Consider the following 15,208-nt stretch of genomic DNA (forward strand, 5'->3'; position numbering starts at 1 on the left):
CGGCCGGGAGGTCCGACACGGGCCCCGATGAGCCGTAGGCTGTTTGCGTGCTCTTGCTCGCTCTGGATACCGCCACCCCCGCCGTCACCGTCGCGCTGTACGACGGCCGGGACGTCATCGCCTCGTCGAGCCAGGTGGACGCGCGCCGGCACGGCGAGCTGCTGCTCCCGGCCGTGGACCGGGTCCTCGCCGAGTCCGGGCTGAAGCTCGACGCCGTCACCGGCGTCGTCGCCGGAACCGGTCCCGGCCCGTACACCGGGCTGCGCGTCGGCCTGATGACCGCGGAGACCTTCGGGCTCGCGCTCGGCGTGCCCGTGCACGGTGTGTGCACGCTGGACGGGCTGGCGTACGCGGCCGACCTTCCGGGCCCCTTCGCCGTGGTGACCGACGCCCGGCGCAAGGAGGTCTACTGGGCCCGCTACGCCGACTCCCGCACCCGCGTCACCGACCCGGCCGTCGACCGCCCCGACGCCGTCGCCGGCCAGGTCAGAGGCCTGCCCACGGTCGGCGCGGGCGCGCTGCTGTACCCGGACGCCTTCCCGCAGGCGCACGAGCCCGAGCACGTGTCCGCCGCCGCCCTCGCCCGCCTGGCCGCCGAGAAGCTCGCAGCCGGCGAGGAACTGCCCGCGCCCCGGCCGCTGTACCTGCGCCGGCCCGACGCCCAGGTCCCCAAGAACTACAAGGTGGTCACCCCGAAGTGACCGACTCCGTGCCTGTCGTACTGCGTGAGATGCGCTGGTGGGACATCGATCCCGTGCTGGAACTGGAGCGGATCCTGTTCCCCGAGGACGCCTGGTCGCGGGGGATGTTCTGGTCCGAGCTGGCCCATGCGCGCGGGCCGGCGGCGACCCGCCGCTACCTCGTCGCCGAGCAGGGCAGCCGCGTGGTGGGGTACGCGGGAGTCGCCGCCTCCGGCACTGCATCCGACAGCCGCTCCGCCGCGGTCGCCGACATCCAGACCGTCGCCGTCGCCCGCGACCACTGGGGCACCGGCCTCGGCGGGCGGCTGCTGACCGAGCTGCTGAAGGCCGCGACCGCCTTCGAGTGCGCCGAGGTCATGCTCGAGTGCCGGATCGACAACATCCGCGCCCAGAAGCTGTACGAGCGCTTCGGCTTCGAGCCCATCGGCTTCCGGCGCGGCTACTACCAGCCGGGCAACGTGGACGCCCTGGTGATGCGCCTTACCGCCCCCGAGACCGCCCCTGAGACCGCCCCCGAGAACTCCGTACAAGGAACCGACATCCATGGCTGACGAACCCCTGGTCCTGGGGATCGAGACCTCCTGCGACGAGACCGGCGTCGGCATCGTCCGCGGCACCACCCTGCTGGCGGACGCCGTCGCCTCCAGCGTCGACGAGCACGCCCGCTTCGGCGGGGTCGTGCCGGAGGTCGCCTCGCGGGCCCACCTGGAGGCGATGGTGCCGACCATCGACCGCGCGCTCAAGGAGGCCGGCGTCTCGGTGCGGGACCTCGACGGCATCGCCGTCACCGCCGGTCCCGGGCTCGCCGGCGCCCTGCTGGTCGGGGTCTCGGCGGCGAAGTCGTACGCCTACGCGCTCGGCAAGCCGCTGTACGGCGTCAACCACCTCGCCTCGCACATCTGCGTGGACCAGCTGGAGCACGGCAGCCTGCCGGAGCCGACGATGGCGCTGCTGGTGTCCGGCGGCCACTCCTCGTTGCTGCTGTCCTCCGACATCACCTCGGACGTCCGGCCGATGGGCGCGACCATCGACGACGCGGCCGGCGAGGCCTTCGACAAGATCGCCCGCGTGCTGAACCTGGGCTTCCCCGGCGGCCCGGTCATCGACCGGTACGCGCGCGAGGGCGACCCGGACGCGATCACGTTCCCGCGCGGGCTGACCGGGCCGCGCGACCCGGCGTACGACTTCTCCTTCTCCGGTCTGAAGACGGCCGTGGCCCGCTGGATCGAGGCGAAGCGGGCGGCGGGGGAGGAGGTGCCGGTGCGGGACGTGGCGGCCTCCTTCCAGGAGGCGGTCGTGGACGTGCTGACCCGCAAGGCGGTGCGCGCCTGCAAGGACGAGGGCGTCGACCACCTGATGATCGGCGGCGGCGTGGCCGCCAACTCCCGGCTGCGGGTGCTGGCCCAGGACCGCTGCGAGGCCGCCGGGATCCGGCTGCGGGTGCCGCGTCCCAAGCTGTGCACCGACAACGGCGCGATGGTGGCCGCCCTCGGCGCGGAGATGGTCGCCCGGAACCGGCCCGCGTCGAGCTGGGACCTGTCGGCGGACTCGTCGCTGCCGGTGACGGAGCCGCACGTGCCGGCGCACGACCACGTCCACGAGGTCAGCAAGGAGAACCTGTACTCGTGACGGTCGCGCTGATGTGGGAGGCACGGGCGGTGGCCGGCCGGGGCGAGGAGCTGCTGGCCTGGGCGCGGGCGCGGGCGCACGAACTGACCGAGCAGCCCCTGCGCCGGGAGACGTTCCGTGCCCCGCAGGACCGGGTGCTGGTCATCACCTGGTGGGACGCCCCTTACGATGCCGAGTTGCCCGAACTACCCGAGCCGGACGGTGATTTGGTCACACGCGCGGTTCATAGATGGAGGTTCGAGTCGGTGGGCGTCGGATGACCGGCGTGAAGTCTCGAAATGGACGTACCAGCTTATCGGCACCCCCGTGCCCCCCGGGCGCCGGTCACTCCACGTCCGACACCTCCGTCTCGCAGCGCACCCTGCGGTCCGGGCCCAACTCCCGTACCGGTCCTGTGAGGTTCAGCCGGGCCGCGTGCCGTACGTCCGCGCTGGACACCCCCAACCGTAGTTCCAGTGCGCCCGGTTCGACCACTTTTTGGCCGGAACGGCCACTGAAGGACGAAAGATCCGCATGGAAGCGGAACGTCACCCGGCTCGCCCGACCCGGCGCCAGCTCCACGCGCTGGTAGCCGATCAGGCGTACGTCGGGGCGGGTGACGGAGGCCACCGGGTCGTGCAGGTACAGCTGGACGACCTCCGCGCCCTCGCGGCCGCCGGTGTTGCGGACGGTCACCGAGAGGTCGTACGAGCCGTCCGTGCCGAGCTCCGCGCGCTCACCGCCGGTGATGTCCTCCCAGGCGAACGTCGTGTACGAGCGGCCGTGGCCGAAGGCGTACAGCGGCGTGGGATCGAGGTTGCTGACCTCGCCCGCCAGGCCCAGGGGCGGCTGGAGGTAGGTCCAGGGCTGGCCGCCGGGGACGTGCGGGACGCTCACCGGGAGGCGGCCCGAGGGGTTCACGCGGCCCGACAGCACTCCCGCGACCGCCGGGCCGCCCTCCTCCCCCGGGAAGAACGCCTGGACGACCGCGGCCAGCCGCCCGTGCCAGCGGCCCAGCGCGTACGGCCGACCCGTGAGCAGCACCAGCACCACCGGGACGCCCGTCGCCACCAGCGCGTCCAGCAGCGCACCCTGGACGCCCGGCAGCCGCAGGTCCGTCGCGTCGCAGCCCTCGCCGGAGGTGCCGCGGCCGAACAGGCCCGCGCGGTCGCCGAGCACGGCCACGCACACGTCCGCCTCGGCGGTGCGGGCGACGGCCTCCTCGAAGCCCGCGGTGTCCGGGTCGGAGGTGTCGCAGCCCTCGGCGAACGTCACCTTGGCATCGGGGAGTTCGGTGCGCAGCGCCTCCAGGAGCGTCGGGATCTCGAGGCCCGCCGGCACGTCGGGGTGGTGGGGGAGGACATGGGACGGGAAGGAGTAGCAGCCCAGCATGGCCAGCGCGTCGGCCGCCCGCGGTCCGACGACCGCGACCCGGGTGTCGGGGGCCAGCGGGAGCAGGCCGTCCGGGTTGTCCAGCAGGACCACCGACTTCTCGGCCAGGCGGCGGGCCAGGGCGCGGTTCGCCGTCGAGTCCAGGTCGATCGGGCCTGCGGGCTCGGGCGTCCAGTCCTCGTCGAGCAGGCCCAGCTCGCACTTCTGGAGCAGCACGCGGCGGGCCGCGCGGTCCACCACGTCCACCGGGATCTCGTCCGCCCGGACCGCCTCCAGCAGCGGCCTGCCGTAGCACTTGCGGGTGGGCAGCTCCACGTCGATGCCGGCGGTGAGCGCCGCGTGCGCGGCCTCGGCCGGGGTGCCGGCGACGCGGTGCAGGGTCTGCAGGAAGCCGATGCCGAAGTAGTCGGACACCACCGTGCCGGTGAAGCCCCACTGCTCGCGCAGCAGCCCGGTCAGCAGGGACGGGTCCGCGGAGGCCGGGACGCCGTCGATGTCGTTGTACGCCGCCATCACCGACCGCGCCCCGCCCTCGCGCAGCGCCAGCTCGAACGGCGGCAGGGTCACGTCGGCGAACTCGCGGATCCCGGCGCGCACGGGCGCCAGGTTTCGGGCGCCGGCCGACGAGGAGTACCCGGCGAAGTGCTTCAGCGTGGCCACGACCCCGGCCGACTCCAGGCCCCGCACATACGCGGCCCCGATCGTGCCGACCAGGTACGGGTCCTCGCCGATCGTCTCCTCCACCCGGCCCCAGCGCGGATCCCGTACGACGTCCAGGACGGGCGCGAGGCCCTGGTGGACGCCGACCGAGCGCAGGTCGCGGCCGATGTGCCGGGCCATCTCCTCGACCAGCGGCGGGTCGAAGGTCGCGCCCCAGGCCAGCGGGACGGGGTAAGCGGTGGCCCGCCAGGCGGTGAAGCCGGCCAGGCACTCCTCGTGGGCGAGCGCGGGGATGCCGAAGCGGCCGGCCTCGCTGATGCGGCGCTGTGCGCGCGCCAGTGCCTGCGCGCCGAGCGCCGGGTCCACGGGGGCGGTGCCGAAGGGGCGGGTGAGCTGGCCCAGACCCTGGGCGATCAGCTCGGCCCATTCGTCGTCGGTGGAGCCGGCGGTCATTTCGTGCTGGTGCGGGGCGACATCGCCGCCGTCCGTTTCGGCGCCCACCCACACGCCGTAGAGCTGGGCGGTCTTCTCCTCCAGGGTCATCCGGGAGAGCAGGTCGTCGACGCGGGCGGAGGCGGGCAGGGACGGGTCGCGCCACGGGGCGGTGGTCATGTAACTCCTGTCGGTGGAGGCGCGGCGAATGTTTCGAGCTGCGCTTCGAATGTTCCGGGAACGTATGGTGCCGCAAGGGGTTCGTCAAGGGGGTATGCAGGGATACGATCGCCCGCATGACATCCCCGCAGCCCGCTGAAACCCGGACGCAAGGGCGCACTGCGCAGACCGCGACGCTTGCCGAGATCGCCCGAGAGGCCGGCGTGTCGGCACCGACTGTTTCGAAGGTCCTCAACGGCCGGGCCGACGTCGCCCCGGCCACCCGCGCCCGCGTCGAGGAGCTGCTGCGCGCCCACGGCTACCGGCGCCGCCGCGCCGAGGCGACCCGCTCCCCCCTGATCGACCTGGTCTTCCACGAACTGGAGAGCGCCTGGGCGATGGAGGTCATCCGGGGTGTGGAGAACGTGGCCCGGGACGCGGGCCTGAGCGTCGTGCTGTCCGAGAGCGCGGGGCGGCTCACGCCGGGGCGCACCTGGGCCGACCAGGTCGCCGCGCGCCGGCCGCACGGGGTGATCCTCGTGCTGTCCGGGCTCGACGAGTCCCAGCGGGCGCTGCTGACCAGCCGGTCCATCCCGTTCGTGGTGATGGACCCGGCCGGCGACCCGGGTGCCGACGTGCCGTCCATCGGCGCCACCAACTGGCAGGGCGGTCTCGCAGCCACCCGGCATCTGGTCGAGCTGGGGCACCGCAGGATCGGTGCGATCACGGGGCCGTCGCAGATGATGTGCAGCCGGGCGCGCATCGACGGCTACCGGGCCGCCCTGGAGACCGCCGGGCTGCCGGTCGACCCCGAGCTGGTCCGCACCGGCGACTTCCACCACGAGGCCGGCTACCGGCAGGGCCTCGCCCTGCTGCGCCGCGAGGAGCGGCCCACCGCGGTCTTCGCCGGCAACGACCTCCAGGCGCTCGGCTGCTACGAGGCCGCCCGCGAGGTGGGGCTGCGCATCCCCGGGGACGTGAGCGTGGTCGGCTTCGACGACCTGCCGGTGGCCCGCTGGGTGGGGCCGCCGCTGACGACCGTACGGCAGCCGCTGACGGAGATGGCCGAGGCCGCGGCCAAGCTGGTGCTCGACCTCGGGCGCGAGGAGGCTACGCCGGCCGCCACGCGGGTGGAGCTGGCGACCAGCCTGGTGGTGCGCAGCAGTACGGCGGCGCCGGCCAGGCCCTGAGGGGTGGTGGCGTCGGCCGCGTGCCAGGTGGCTCTGCGTGGCTGGAAGTTGCCGTGTTGACGGGTGAGGCGGGCCCCTTCACACTCCACCGAAGTCAATCGGTTGCACGGCCGAAACTTTCGGAGGAGCCCGCAATGAGAACCTCCAGATCCTCTGTACGGTCACGTCTCACCGCCCTGTTCGCCGGAGCCGCCACCCTCGGCGCCCTGCTCGCCGCGGGTACGGCCACCGCCCACGCCGCCGGCCCGCCGCTGCGCGACCTCGCCGAGGCCAAGGGCAAGGTCATGGGCACGGCGGTCACCGGATCCAAACTCACTGGCACCTACGGCGAGATCGCGGGCCGCGAGTTCAACTGGCTCACCCCCGGCAACGCGATGAAGTGGGGCTCGGTCGAGCCGGCCCGCGGCAGCTTCAACTGGGCGGAGGCCGACCAGATCGTCGACTTCGCCGAGGCGCACGGCCAGGAGGTGCGCGGCCACACCCTCGTCTGGCACAGCCAGAACCCGGGCTGGCTGGACAACGGCAACTGGACGCCGGCCGAACTGGGCCGGCTGATGGACGACCACATCGCCCTCGAAGTCGGCCGCTACAAGGGCCGGGTGGCCGCCTGGGACGTGGTCAACGAGCCCTTCAACGAGGACGGCACCTACCGCCAGACCCTCTGGTACAACGGCCTCGGCACCGACTACATCGCCCGCGCCCTGACCGCCGCCCGCGCCGCCGACCCGGCCGCCGAGCTGTACATCAACGACTACAACGTCGAGGGCGTCAACGCGAAGAGCACGGCTCTCTACAACCTGGTCAAGTCCCTGAAGGAGCGCGGCGTCCCCATCGACGGCGTCGGTCTCCAGGCGCACCTGATCGTCGGTCAGTACCCGTCGACCATGCAGCAGAACATCCAGCGCTTCGCCGACCTGGGCATCGACGTGGCGATCACCGAGCTTGACATCCGGATGCAGCTGCCGGCGACCCAGGCCAAGCTGACCCAGCAGGCCGCCGACTACAAGGCGGTCATGAACGCCTGCCTCGCCGTGTCCCGCTGCACCGGCGTCACCGTCTGGGGGTTCACCGACTCCGATTCCTGGATCCCTGGCACCTTCCCGGGGCAGGGCGCGGCGACGCCGTACGACGAGAACTACAACCCGAAACCGGCCTACCACGCGATCGCCCAGGCGCTCGGTGGCGGTACCGGTCAGCCCACCGAGGGGTGCACGGCGACGTACAGCGTCGGCAGCCAGTGGAACACCGGCTTAACCGGGCAGGTGCGGATCGCCTGCGCCGGGGCCTCGCTGTCGTCCTGGAAGGCGGACTGGACATTCGGTGCGGGGCAGCGGATCACGCAGGCGTGGAACGCGACGTGCACGCAGTCGGGGACGACGGTGAGTTGCACGAACGCGGCGTGGAACGGGTCGGTGCCGGACGGCGGTTCGGTGACGTTCGGCTTCAACGCCTGGTGGAACGGGAGCAATCCGGTGCCCACGGTGACTCTGGGGTGAGCCGGGGCGGCGGAATCTGAGAATCCCCGAAGAAAACTGTCCTGACGTCGCCGCTCGTAACAATTCGGACTTACGTTCCTGTCTTGTGACGGGACACGACGGGAACGGCGGGCACGAGGCGACCGGGGACGAGGGCAGACGAGCGGGCCGGCGGCCGAGGTTCCTGACGGCCGCCGGCCTCACCCTGGCGTGCGTACTGGTGCTGGGTGCCGGGGCGGCCGGCTGGGCCTACTGGCAGCTCAACGGCAACATCAAGAGCGTCGACATCAACAGCGCGCTCGGCGACAACCGACCGGCCCGGCCGGCGCCGTCGCCCACGGCCGCCGATGCGCAGCCGACCGACGCCCTGAACATCCTGGTCCTGGGCTCGGACTCGCGCAGCGGCGCGGAGAACCAGGAGCTGGGCGGCGGGGACAGCAGCGGTGCGCGGTCCGACACGGCGATGGTCGTGCACGTGGAGCCCGGCCGGGAGCGCGCCACCGTGGTCAGCATCCCGCGCGACACGCTGGTCACGCGCCCGTCCTGCCCGCGGCCGTCCGGGGGGTCGACGCGGGTGGCGTACAACGCGATGTTCAACAACGCGTACGCGGTGGGCGGGCCCGTGTGCGCGGTGAAGACGGTCGAGACACTCACCGGCCTCCGCATGGACCACTACATGGAGATCGACTTCTCCGGCTTCGCCAAGCTGGTGGACGCGCTCGGCGGGGTCACCGTCAGCACGGCGCAGGACATCGACGATGACAAGAGCCATCTGCGCCTGGAGGCGGGCACCCACCATCTGAACGGCACGCAGGCACTGGGCCTGGCCCGCACCCGGTACGGCATCGGCGGCGGCAGCGATCTCGCCCGCATAGGTCTGCAACAGCAGCTGGTGAAGGCACTGCTGACCCAGATCTCCGCGACCGACCTGCTCACCGACCCGGCCCGGCTGTACCGGGTGGCGGACGCGGTGACCGGCAGCCTCACGACCGACACCGGGCTGGACTCCCTGCCCGAGCTGAGCCTCGGCCAGAGCCTGCGGGGGCTGTCGGCGGAGGCGGTGCGGACGGTGACGATGCCGGTGGCGCAGGCGCCGTGGGATCGGAACCGGGTGGTGGTCCGGGAGGGGGAGGCGCGGGAGTTGTGGGAGTCGTTGCGGTGAGGTGGTGAGGGGGTGCCTGCGGGGTGTTGTGGTGGGTACGGCGGTCAGGACGGCGCGTGCTTCGCCGTGTACTCGGCGAACGGCTCGATGCCGACCTCGGCGCGCAGCTCGTCCACCCGGCCGGGCTCCCGGCAGGGCCACGGCACCGGCTGTCCGTCGCGCACGCCGGCGATCTGCGTGCCGTAGATCTGCTCGCGGCCCTCGTTGACGAGCGTGCGGTCGCGCAGGAAGGCCAGGTCGCGTGCGCTCGCCCGGCCGTCGGCCACCGCCTGTTCCAGCAGCCGCAGCGCACGTCGCTGCACGCCGAGCTGGCGGTCCGCGTGCTGGGCGATCAGCCAGGCCGCGCGGGCGGCGTCCGGGCCGACCAGGTCGGCGGCCGGCCAGCAGTACGTGTCCATGATCTCGTCGAGCCGGTCACCGTGCCGCGCGGTCAGCCGCCGCCAGGCGAGCTGGTCGGCCGGGTCGTCACTGGTGCCGTGGCGCACGGCCGCCGCGTGATCGGCCTCGGCCATGGCGGTGAGTTCGGCGGACAGGGCGGACAGGGCTGGGGGTTCGAGGGGGTCGTGGGTCATGGCCATCACCCTAGGCCGCATACGGGACACAAAGATCATTCCGGAGGCTGGTGACATCGGGCCCCGGCCTGGGTCAGAATTGATCCAACCCGCTGAGAACCAGGGCCTGTTGCGAAAGTGACGTCGTCGCCCGAAGCGCGGCAGGCGCCACTTTCGCGTCGGCTGGCGTGCGTCATGCTGGTACTCGCGGTCGTACGGCGGGCTGTTCCCGCGGATGAGCTGCGTGCCGCCGGGCCGGTGGGTGACCGGCGCCCGGGGGTCCTCACCTGCGGAAACACCGACCGGAGAAAAACTTCGAAGAATTCCGGCGAGCATGTCGATCCGGCGGTCTCCCGATCGACGCAGGGGTGAGAGGCCGGGAAGCACCCGGTCACCGATCCCCAGGAGTCACCATGCCGCGCTTTCTCACCATGATCCGCATCGACGAGAAGAACGCCCCCGCCGAGGGCCCGAGCCCGGAGCTCCAGGAGCGCATGGGCAAGCTGCTGGAGGAGATCACCAAGGCCGGGGTCATGCTCGACACGGCCGGACTGCACCCGACCGCGGAGGGCAGCCGGGTGCACTGGGAGGGCGGGAAGCTGTCCGTCACCGACGGGCCGTTCACCGAGTCCAAGGAGGTCATCGGCGGCTACTCGATCTCGCAGTGCAAGGACAAGGCCGAGGCGATCGAGTGGACCAAGCGGTTCCTGTCGCTGCACGAGGACTACTGGACGATCACGGCCGAGGTGCGGGAGATCGCCGAGGGCTGAGCGGTTTCCTTGGCCTGTCCCCTCTGAGGGTGTCTGATGGTGGGCTGTGACCCCGCAGCCCACCGCAGGCCCCGACCCGCGTACCGCTGTCGAGACCGTCTTCCGCATGGAGGCCCCGCGGATCATCGCGGGCGTCGCCCGCATCGTCCGTGACGTCGGTATCGCCGAGGAACTCGCGCAGGACGCTCTGGTCGCCGCGCTGGAGCAGTGGCCGCGGGACGGCGTGCCCGGAAACCCGGGCGCCTGGCTCATGGCCACCGCCCGCCGCCGCGCCGTCGACCTGATCCGGCGCCGCGAGAACTACTCCCGCAAGCTCCAGGAGATCGGCCGGGACCTGTCTGCGGTGGCGGAGCCGGAGGAGCCCGCCGACCCCGACGGCATCGACGACGACCTGCTCCGCCTGGTCTTCACCGCCTGCCACCCGGTCCTGTCCGCCGAGGCCCGCATCGCCCTCACCCTGCGCCTGCTCGGCGGTCTGACCACCGCCGAGATCGCCCGCGCCTTCCTGGTGCCGGAACCGACGGTCGCGCAGCGGATCGTGCGGGCGAAACGGACGCTGGCGACGAAGAACGTCGCCTTCGAGGTGCCGTACGGACCCGACCGCGAGGCCCGCCTCGGGTCGGTTCTCGACGTCATCTACCTGATCTTCAACGAGGGATACGCCGCCACCACAGGCGACGACTGGCTGCGTCCGGCGCTGTGCGAGGACGCGCTGCGGCTGGCCCGCGTGCTGTCCGGCCTGATGCCGAAGGAGCCCGAGGTGCACGGCCTGACCGCGCTTCTCGAACTCCAGGCGTCCCGCGCCGTCGCCCGCACGGGCCCGCACGGCGAACCGGTCCTCCTCAGGGACCAGAACCGCGGCCGCTGGAACCGCATGCTCATCGCCCGCGGCATCGCCGCCCTTGGCCGCGCCGAGGCCACGGCCTGCGGTGCTCCCGGCCCGTACACCCTCCAGGCCGCGATCGCCGCCTGCCACGCGCACGCGTACTCCTACGACGAGACCGACTGGGGCCGGATCGCGACGCTGTACGGCCTGCTCGCGGCCCGCGCCCCTTCGCCGGTCGTGGAGCTGAACCGCGCGGTGGCCGTCTCCATGGTGGACGGACCCGAACCGGCCCTGGAGATCGTCGACGCCCTCGCCGCCGAGCCCGCTCTCGCCGACTACCACCTGCTGCCCAGCGTGCGGGGCGATCTGCTGGCCCGGCTGGGGCGTACGGCGCAGGCGCGGGCGGAGTTCGAACGCGCGGCCTCGCTCGCGCGGAACGAACGCGAGCGGGAGCTGCTGCTGCGCCGGGCGGCGGAAGCCACCTGAGCCGACCCGGGTGCGTCAGACCGGGTGCATCAGACCGGGTGCCCGATGAGCATCGTCGGTGCCCCCGCCACTCGGGTGAGGAAGACCGTCGCGGAGTGAGGGCCCTGCGGCTTGCCGTGCGGCTTGGGCAGGACCTTCCGCCGCAGCTCTTCCGGCTCGACCGCCGAGCCCCGCTTCTTCACGGTCAGGGTGCCGACCTCCCGCTCCCGCAGCAGCGCCTTCAGCTTCTTGACGTTGAACGGGAGGTGATCGGTGATCTCGTACGCGGTCGCGTACGGCGTCGGCCGCAGCGCGTCCCCCGTGATGTACGCGATGGTCGCGTCGAGCAGCCCGCCGCCGACCTGCTCGGCCACCTCGGCGACGAGATGGGCGCGGATGACGGCGCCGTCGGGCTCGTACAGGTAGCGGCCGGGCGGGCGCACCCGCGGGTCGGGGAGGCGGCGGGAGAGCAGGGTGTGCGGGCCGGGCAGCAGGGTCGCGCGGACGGCGCCCGGCTCGGTGCCGAACCACAGCACCGCCTCCTTCACATCCCCGCCGTCCGAGATCCACTCGGCCTCGGCGTCAGCGGGCACCGTCTCGTGCGGGATGCCGGGCGCGATCTTGAGGGCGGCGGCGCGGCGTGCCGTACGAGCGGCCTCGACCGCCCAGGACAGGGGCGGCGAGTAGGCCTCCGGGTCGAAGATCCGGCCCCGCCCGCCGCGCCGTGCCGGGTCGACGAAGACGGCGTCGTAGCCGGCGGTGTCGATCTGGGTGACGTCCGCCTCCCGCACCTCGATCAGACCGGCGAGATCCAGCGCGTCGGCGTTCGCGCAGGCCACCGCGGCGGTCTGCGGGTCCCGGTCCACGGCGAGGACCCGGATCCCGGCCCGCGCCAGCGCGATCGCGTCCCCGCCGATGCCGCAGCACAGGTCGGCGACGGAGGCGACGCCGAGGTCCCTCATCCGCCGCGCGCGGTAGGCGGCGACGCTCGCCCGCGTCGACTGCTCGACGCCGTTCGGCGTGAAGAACATCCGCTCCGCGTCCGCCGCCCCGAACTTGGCCGCCGCCCGCTGCCGCAGCCGCGCCTGGCCGAGGGCCGCCGACACCACCTCGGCGGGGTGCTCGCGGCGCAGCCGGGTGGCGACGGCGAGTTCCCGCGTGGGGTCGGTGCCGCGCACCTCGTCGAGCAGGGCGCGGCCTTCGGGGGTGAGGAGGAGGTCGAGGTCGTTCACGGGGTCATTGTGGGCCAGTCGGTGGATGGCGCGCCTGGGGTGGCGGTGTCGGACCGGATGCGGGGCCGTGTCCTGCGAGGATCCGGCGCCATGGGATTCGTGGGACAAAATGACAAAAGCCGGGCTCTTCGGGTGAAGGGATTCTGTGGCGGTCTTGCCGTCGCCGCCCTCGCCGCCGGCTGCGCCCAGGGCGACGCCTCCGGCGTACGCCCGGCCGCCGGTCAGCAGAACCTCAAGGCGCCCGCTGCCCGCGCGCTCGACGCGTACGCCGCGAGACTGCGCGCGGCGCACGCCGCACGGGTTGCCGCCGCCAAGCGCTGGGACCTGAAGCGCGTGCCGCTGACGGCCCCGCCGCCGCCCGCCAGGAAACCGCGGATCAAGACCCGCAAGGGCTTCGAGGTGGACGGCCACCGGGAACGCAACCTCCCGCCGGTCTTCACCACCGTCCCCACCCGCGACAAGGTCGTCTTCCTCACCATCGACGACGGCGCCGAGAAGGACCCGGCGTTCCTGCGCATGATGAGCGAGCTGAAGATCCCCTACACGGCCTTCCTCAGCAACTACCTGATCAAGGAGGACTACGGCTACTTCGAGAAGATGCAGGACAGGGGAGCCGGCCTGAACAACCACACCCTCCACCACCCCTACCTGCCCGCCCTGTCGTACGCCCGCCAGAAGCGCGAGATCTGCGGCATGCAGAACGTCATCGAGCGGCGCTACGGCAAGCGCCCGGTGCTGTTCCGGCCGCCCTTCGGCAACTACGACCGGGACACCCTCATCGCCGCCAAGTCCTGCGGTATCCGGTACGCGCCCCTGTGGAACGAGGAGGTCTTCGCCGACCGCTGGGAGTACCGCGAGTGGGACCGCGAGCTGCGCCCCGGCGACATCGTCCTCAGTCACTTCCGGGGCCGGGACGCCTGGAAGGGCACGATGCCCGACATGATCCGCCGCTTCCTGGACAAGGTCACGGCCGAGGGGTACGCGGTGGCCCGGCTGGAGGACTACCTGTGACCCTGCGGAGGGCGGCGACCGCCGGAGCGGTGGCGGCGGCACTCCTGCTGACCGGCTGCGCCGCCCGGTCCGCGGGGCCGCTGGAGCAATCGGGCGGGGAGGCGGCGGCAGAGCAGCGGGTGTCGCAGGAGGCGGGGCAGGAGAGGCGAGCCGTTGGCACGGCCGAGGAGGAGGGGCGTGCCGATGGTGTGGCGCAGAGGGCGAGGCGGGCCGAGGACGGACGCGCGCAGGGTTCGGAGGGGGCGCGGACCGCGGGCCTCCCGCCCGTCGTGGACCACATCCCGACCCGCGACAAGGTCGTCTTCCTCACCTACGACGACGGCGCCGAACGGGACCCCCGCTTCATCGACCTGGTCCGTGTGCGGAAGCTGCCGGTCACCATGTTCCTCACCGACAGCGTGGTGGGACCGGCGTACGGCCACTTCGCGCGCCTGCGCTCGGTCGGCGCGAGCCTGCAGAACCACACACTCGACCATCGCGCCCTGCGCGGCCTGCCCTACGCCGGCCAGCGCGCCGAGATCTGCGGCCAGCAGCACAAGCTCAAGGCCCGCTTCGGCATCCGCCCCACCCTCTTCCGCCCGCCCTACGGCAGGTACGACACGACGACCCTGCGGGCCGCCGCCGACTGCGGCATCGCAACGGTCGTCCTGTGGCGCGCATCCGTGACGCTCGGCGGCGACCTGACCTACACCCATGGCCGGCCCCGCCTGCGCCCCGGCGACATCATCGCCGTGGACCCGGACAACCCGACGGGCCTGTCCCTCGAGAAACGAACGGAACGGGTCCTGCGGAAGATCGAGGAGCGGGGGCTGAGAGTGGGCCGACTGGAGGATTACCTGTAACTCCTCGACGCCCGGACCGCGCATCAGCCACATCTCGGCCTGTCCGGCGTCTGAGGACGAGGCCGAAGGCCGACAGTGGGGTTCTGGGGGCGGCAGCCCCCAGAACGGTCACCGCAACGCAGCGCACCTGCGCAGACGTACGCCGACAGCAAACCCCCGGCCAAGACGCAGCACGGTAATTGGCACTCCGCTTGACCGAGTGCTAATCGCAGTCATAGTCTCGGCTCTGGCACTCGACAGAGGAGAGTGCCAACACAGCGACGGGCAGGTCCGGCACCCGCGACGACGGATCGACCTGGTCGCCACCTCAGACAGTTAACCCCGTGAGATCTCCGAAGGGGGAGGTCGGATCGTGACGACCGCCAGCTCCAAGGTTGCCATCAAGCCGCTTGAGGACCGCATCGTGGTCCAGCCGCTGGACGCCGAGCAGACCACGGCCTCTGGCCTGGTCATTCCGGACACCGCCAAGGAGAAGCCCCAGGAGGGCGTCGTCCTGGCCGTGGGCCCGGGCCGCTTCGAGGACGGCAAGCGCATCGAGCTCGACGTCAAGGTCGGTGACGTCGTGCTCTACAGCAAGTACGGCGGCACCGAGGTGAAGTACAACAACGAGGAGTACCTCGTCCTCTCGGCCCGCGACGTGCTCGCGATCGTCGAGAAGTAAGTCACCCCGAAGCACCTACTGCTTCCGAACTGCGCCCCTGGCCCCCGCGAGCGTTAAGAAGCCGGGCGCCC

At 72.4% G+C, this 15,208-nt stretch carries 15 protein-coding genes; 12 read left to right on the top strand and 3 right to left on the bottom strand.

What is annotated here, in order from left to right:
* The first annotated feature begins 47 nt into the window (after positions 1-47).
* From tsaB to H8R17_RS12520, 4 genes are read left to right on the top strand one after another with little or no spacing between them, the layout of a single operon-like run.
* Positions 48-701, top strand: a complete 654-nt coding sequence (tsaB, locus tag H8R17_RS12505; protein ID WP_187823236.1) for a tRNA (adenosine(37)-N6)-threonylcarbamoyltransferase complex dimerization subunit type 1 TsaB — start codon at positions 48-50, stop codon at positions 699-701.
* A gap of 29 nt (positions 702-730) precedes the next feature.
* Positions 731-1,252, top strand: a complete 522-nt coding sequence (gene rimI / locus H8R17_RS12510; protein WP_187823309.1) for a ribosomal protein S18-alanine N-acetyltransferase — start codon at positions 731-733, stop codon at positions 1,250-1,252.
* On the top strand, positions 1,245-2,330 hold the full coding sequence (gene tsaD / locus H8R17_RS12515) for a tRNA (adenosine(37)-N6)-threonylcarbamoyltransferase complex transferase subunit TsaD (protein ID WP_187823237.1): 1,086 nt from the start codon (positions 1,245-1,247) through the stop codon (positions 2,328-2,330). The genes rimI and tsaD overlap by 8 nt, the downstream gene beginning before the upstream one ends.
* Positions 2,327-2,590, top strand: a complete 264-nt coding sequence (locus H8R17_RS12520; protein WP_187823238.1) for a hypothetical protein — start codon at positions 2,327-2,329, stop codon at positions 2,588-2,590. The genes tsaD and H8R17_RS12520 overlap by 4 nt, the downstream gene beginning before the upstream one ends.
* 64 nt (positions 2,591-2,654) lie before the next feature.
* Here the strand turns inward: H8R17_RS12520 and H8R17_RS12525 are convergent, their stop codons facing one another.
* Entirely contained in the window at positions 2,655-4,973 is a 2,319-nt protein-coding gene (locus H8R17_RS12525) for a glycoside hydrolase family 3 N-terminal domain-containing protein (protein ID WP_187823239.1), read from the bottom strand.
* A gap of 116 nt (positions 4,974-5,089) precedes the next feature.
* Here H8R17_RS12525 and H8R17_RS12530 point away from each other — a divergent pair, with 116 nt between their 5' ends.
* The 3 genes from H8R17_RS12530 to H8R17_RS12540 all read left to right on the top strand — a co-directional run bounded on the left by H8R17_RS12530 (position 5,090) and on the right by H8R17_RS12540 (position 8,779).
* A complete protein-coding gene (locus H8R17_RS12530; protein ID WP_187823240.1) occupies positions 5,090-6,142 on the top strand; it encodes a LacI family DNA-binding transcriptional regulator in 1,053 nt (350 codons plus the stop codon).
* A 134-nt stretch (positions 6,143-6,276) separates the two neighbouring features.
* The gene (locus H8R17_RS12535; RefSeq protein ID WP_187823241.1) at positions 6,277-7,638 is read left to right on the top strand and encodes an endo-1,4-beta-xylanase; all 1,362 of its coding nucleotides are present in this window, start codon (positions 6,277-6,279) and stop codon (positions 7,636-7,638) included.
* An 85-nt stretch (positions 7,639-7,723) separates the two neighbouring features.
* On the top strand, positions 7,724-8,779 hold the full coding sequence (locus H8R17_RS12540; protein ID WP_187823242.1) for an LCP family protein: 1,056 nt from the start codon (positions 7,724-7,726) through the stop codon (positions 8,777-8,779).
* A 44-nt stretch (positions 8,780-8,823) separates the two neighbouring features.
* Here the strand turns inward: H8R17_RS12540 and H8R17_RS12545 are convergent, their stop codons facing one another.
* On the bottom strand, positions 8,824-9,351 hold the full coding sequence (locus H8R17_RS12545) for a DUF6624 domain-containing protein (RefSeq protein ID WP_187823243.1): 528 nt from the start codon (positions 9,349-9,351) through the stop codon (positions 8,824-8,826).
* Positions 9,352-9,743: 392 nt separating this feature from the next.
* Between H8R17_RS12545 and H8R17_RS12550 the strand changes: the two genes are divergently transcribed.
* Both H8R17_RS12550 and H8R17_RS12555 read left to right on the top strand, forming a co-directional pair.
* Positions 9,744-10,100, top strand: a complete 357-nt coding sequence (locus H8R17_RS12550) for a YciI family protein (RefSeq protein WP_187823244.1) — start codon at positions 9,744-9,746, stop codon at positions 10,098-10,100.
* 46 nt (positions 10,101-10,146) lie between these two features.
* A complete protein-coding gene (locus tag H8R17_RS12555) occupies positions 10,147-11,412 on the top strand; it encodes an RNA polymerase sigma factor (protein ID WP_316959380.1) in 1,266 nt (421 codons plus the stop codon).
* A gap of 29 nt (positions 11,413-11,441) precedes the next feature.
* Here the strand turns inward: H8R17_RS12555 and H8R17_RS12560 are convergent, their stop codons facing one another.
* On the bottom strand, positions 11,442-12,623 hold the full coding sequence (locus H8R17_RS12560; RefSeq protein ID WP_187823245.1) for a THUMP-like domain-containing protein: 1,182 nt from the start codon (positions 12,621-12,623) through the stop codon (positions 11,442-11,444).
* Between the two features lie 90 nt (positions 12,624-12,713).
* Between H8R17_RS12560 and H8R17_RS12565 the strand changes: the two genes are divergently transcribed.
* From H8R17_RS12565 to groES, 3 genes are all read left to right on the top strand, one after another.
* Complete coding sequence (locus tag H8R17_RS12565) at positions 12,714-13,634, top strand: polysaccharide deacetylase family protein (protein ID WP_187823246.1); 921 nt, start codon at positions 12,714-12,716, stop codon at positions 13,632-13,634.
* 2 nt (positions 13,635-13,636) lie between these two features.
* A complete protein-coding gene (locus H8R17_RS12570; RefSeq protein WP_187823311.1) occupies positions 13,637-14,476 on the top strand; it encodes a polysaccharide deacetylase family protein in 840 nt (279 codons plus the stop codon).
* Between the two features lie 352 nt (positions 14,477-14,828).
* Positions 14,829-15,137, top strand: coding sequence for a co-chaperone GroES (gene groES, locus H8R17_RS12575; protein ID WP_187823247.1), 309 nt, complete (start codon positions 14,829-14,831; stop codon positions 15,135-15,137).
* The last annotated feature ends 71 nt before the right edge of the window (positions 15,138-15,208 follow it).

Source organism: Streptomyces sp. TRM68367 (assembly GCF_014495685.1).
In the GTDB taxonomy this organism is placed as follows: Bacteria; Actinomycetota; Actinomycetes; order Streptomycetales; family Streptomycetaceae; genus Streptomyces.

What these genes read in the sequence shown, in the direction of transcription:
- rimI (WP_187823309.1), top strand. Translation starts at nt 731, where the DNA reads ATGCGCTGGTGGGACATCGATCCCGTGCTGGAACTGGAGCGGATCCTG.
- tsaD (WP_187823237.1), top strand. Translation starts at nt 1,245, where the DNA reads ATGGCTGACGAACCCCTGGTCCTGGGGATCGAGACCTCCTGCGACGAG.
- H8R17_RS12525 (WP_187823239.1), bottom strand. Translation starts at nt 4,973, where the DNA reads ATGACCACCGCCCCGTGGCGCGACCCGTCCCTGCCCGCCTCCGCCCGC.
- H8R17_RS12530 (WP_187823240.1), top strand. Translation starts at nt 5,090, where the DNA reads ATGACATCCCCGCAGCCCGCTGAAACCCGGACGCAAGGGCGCACTGCG.
- H8R17_RS12535 (WP_187823241.1), top strand. Translation starts at nt 6,277, where the DNA reads ATGAGAACCTCCAGATCCTCTGTACGGTCACGTCTCACCGCCCTGTTC.
- H8R17_RS12545 (WP_187823243.1), bottom strand. Translation starts at nt 9,351, where the DNA reads ATGACCCACGACCCCCTCGAACCCCCAGCCCTGTCCGCCCTGTCCGCC.
- H8R17_RS12550 (WP_187823244.1), top strand. Translation starts at nt 9,744, where the DNA reads ATGCCGCGCTTTCTCACCATGATCCGCATCGACGAGAAGAACGCCCCC.
- H8R17_RS12565 (WP_187823246.1), top strand. Translation starts at nt 12,714, where the DNA reads ATGGGATTCGTGGGACAAAATGACAAAAGCCGGGCTCTTCGGGTGAAG.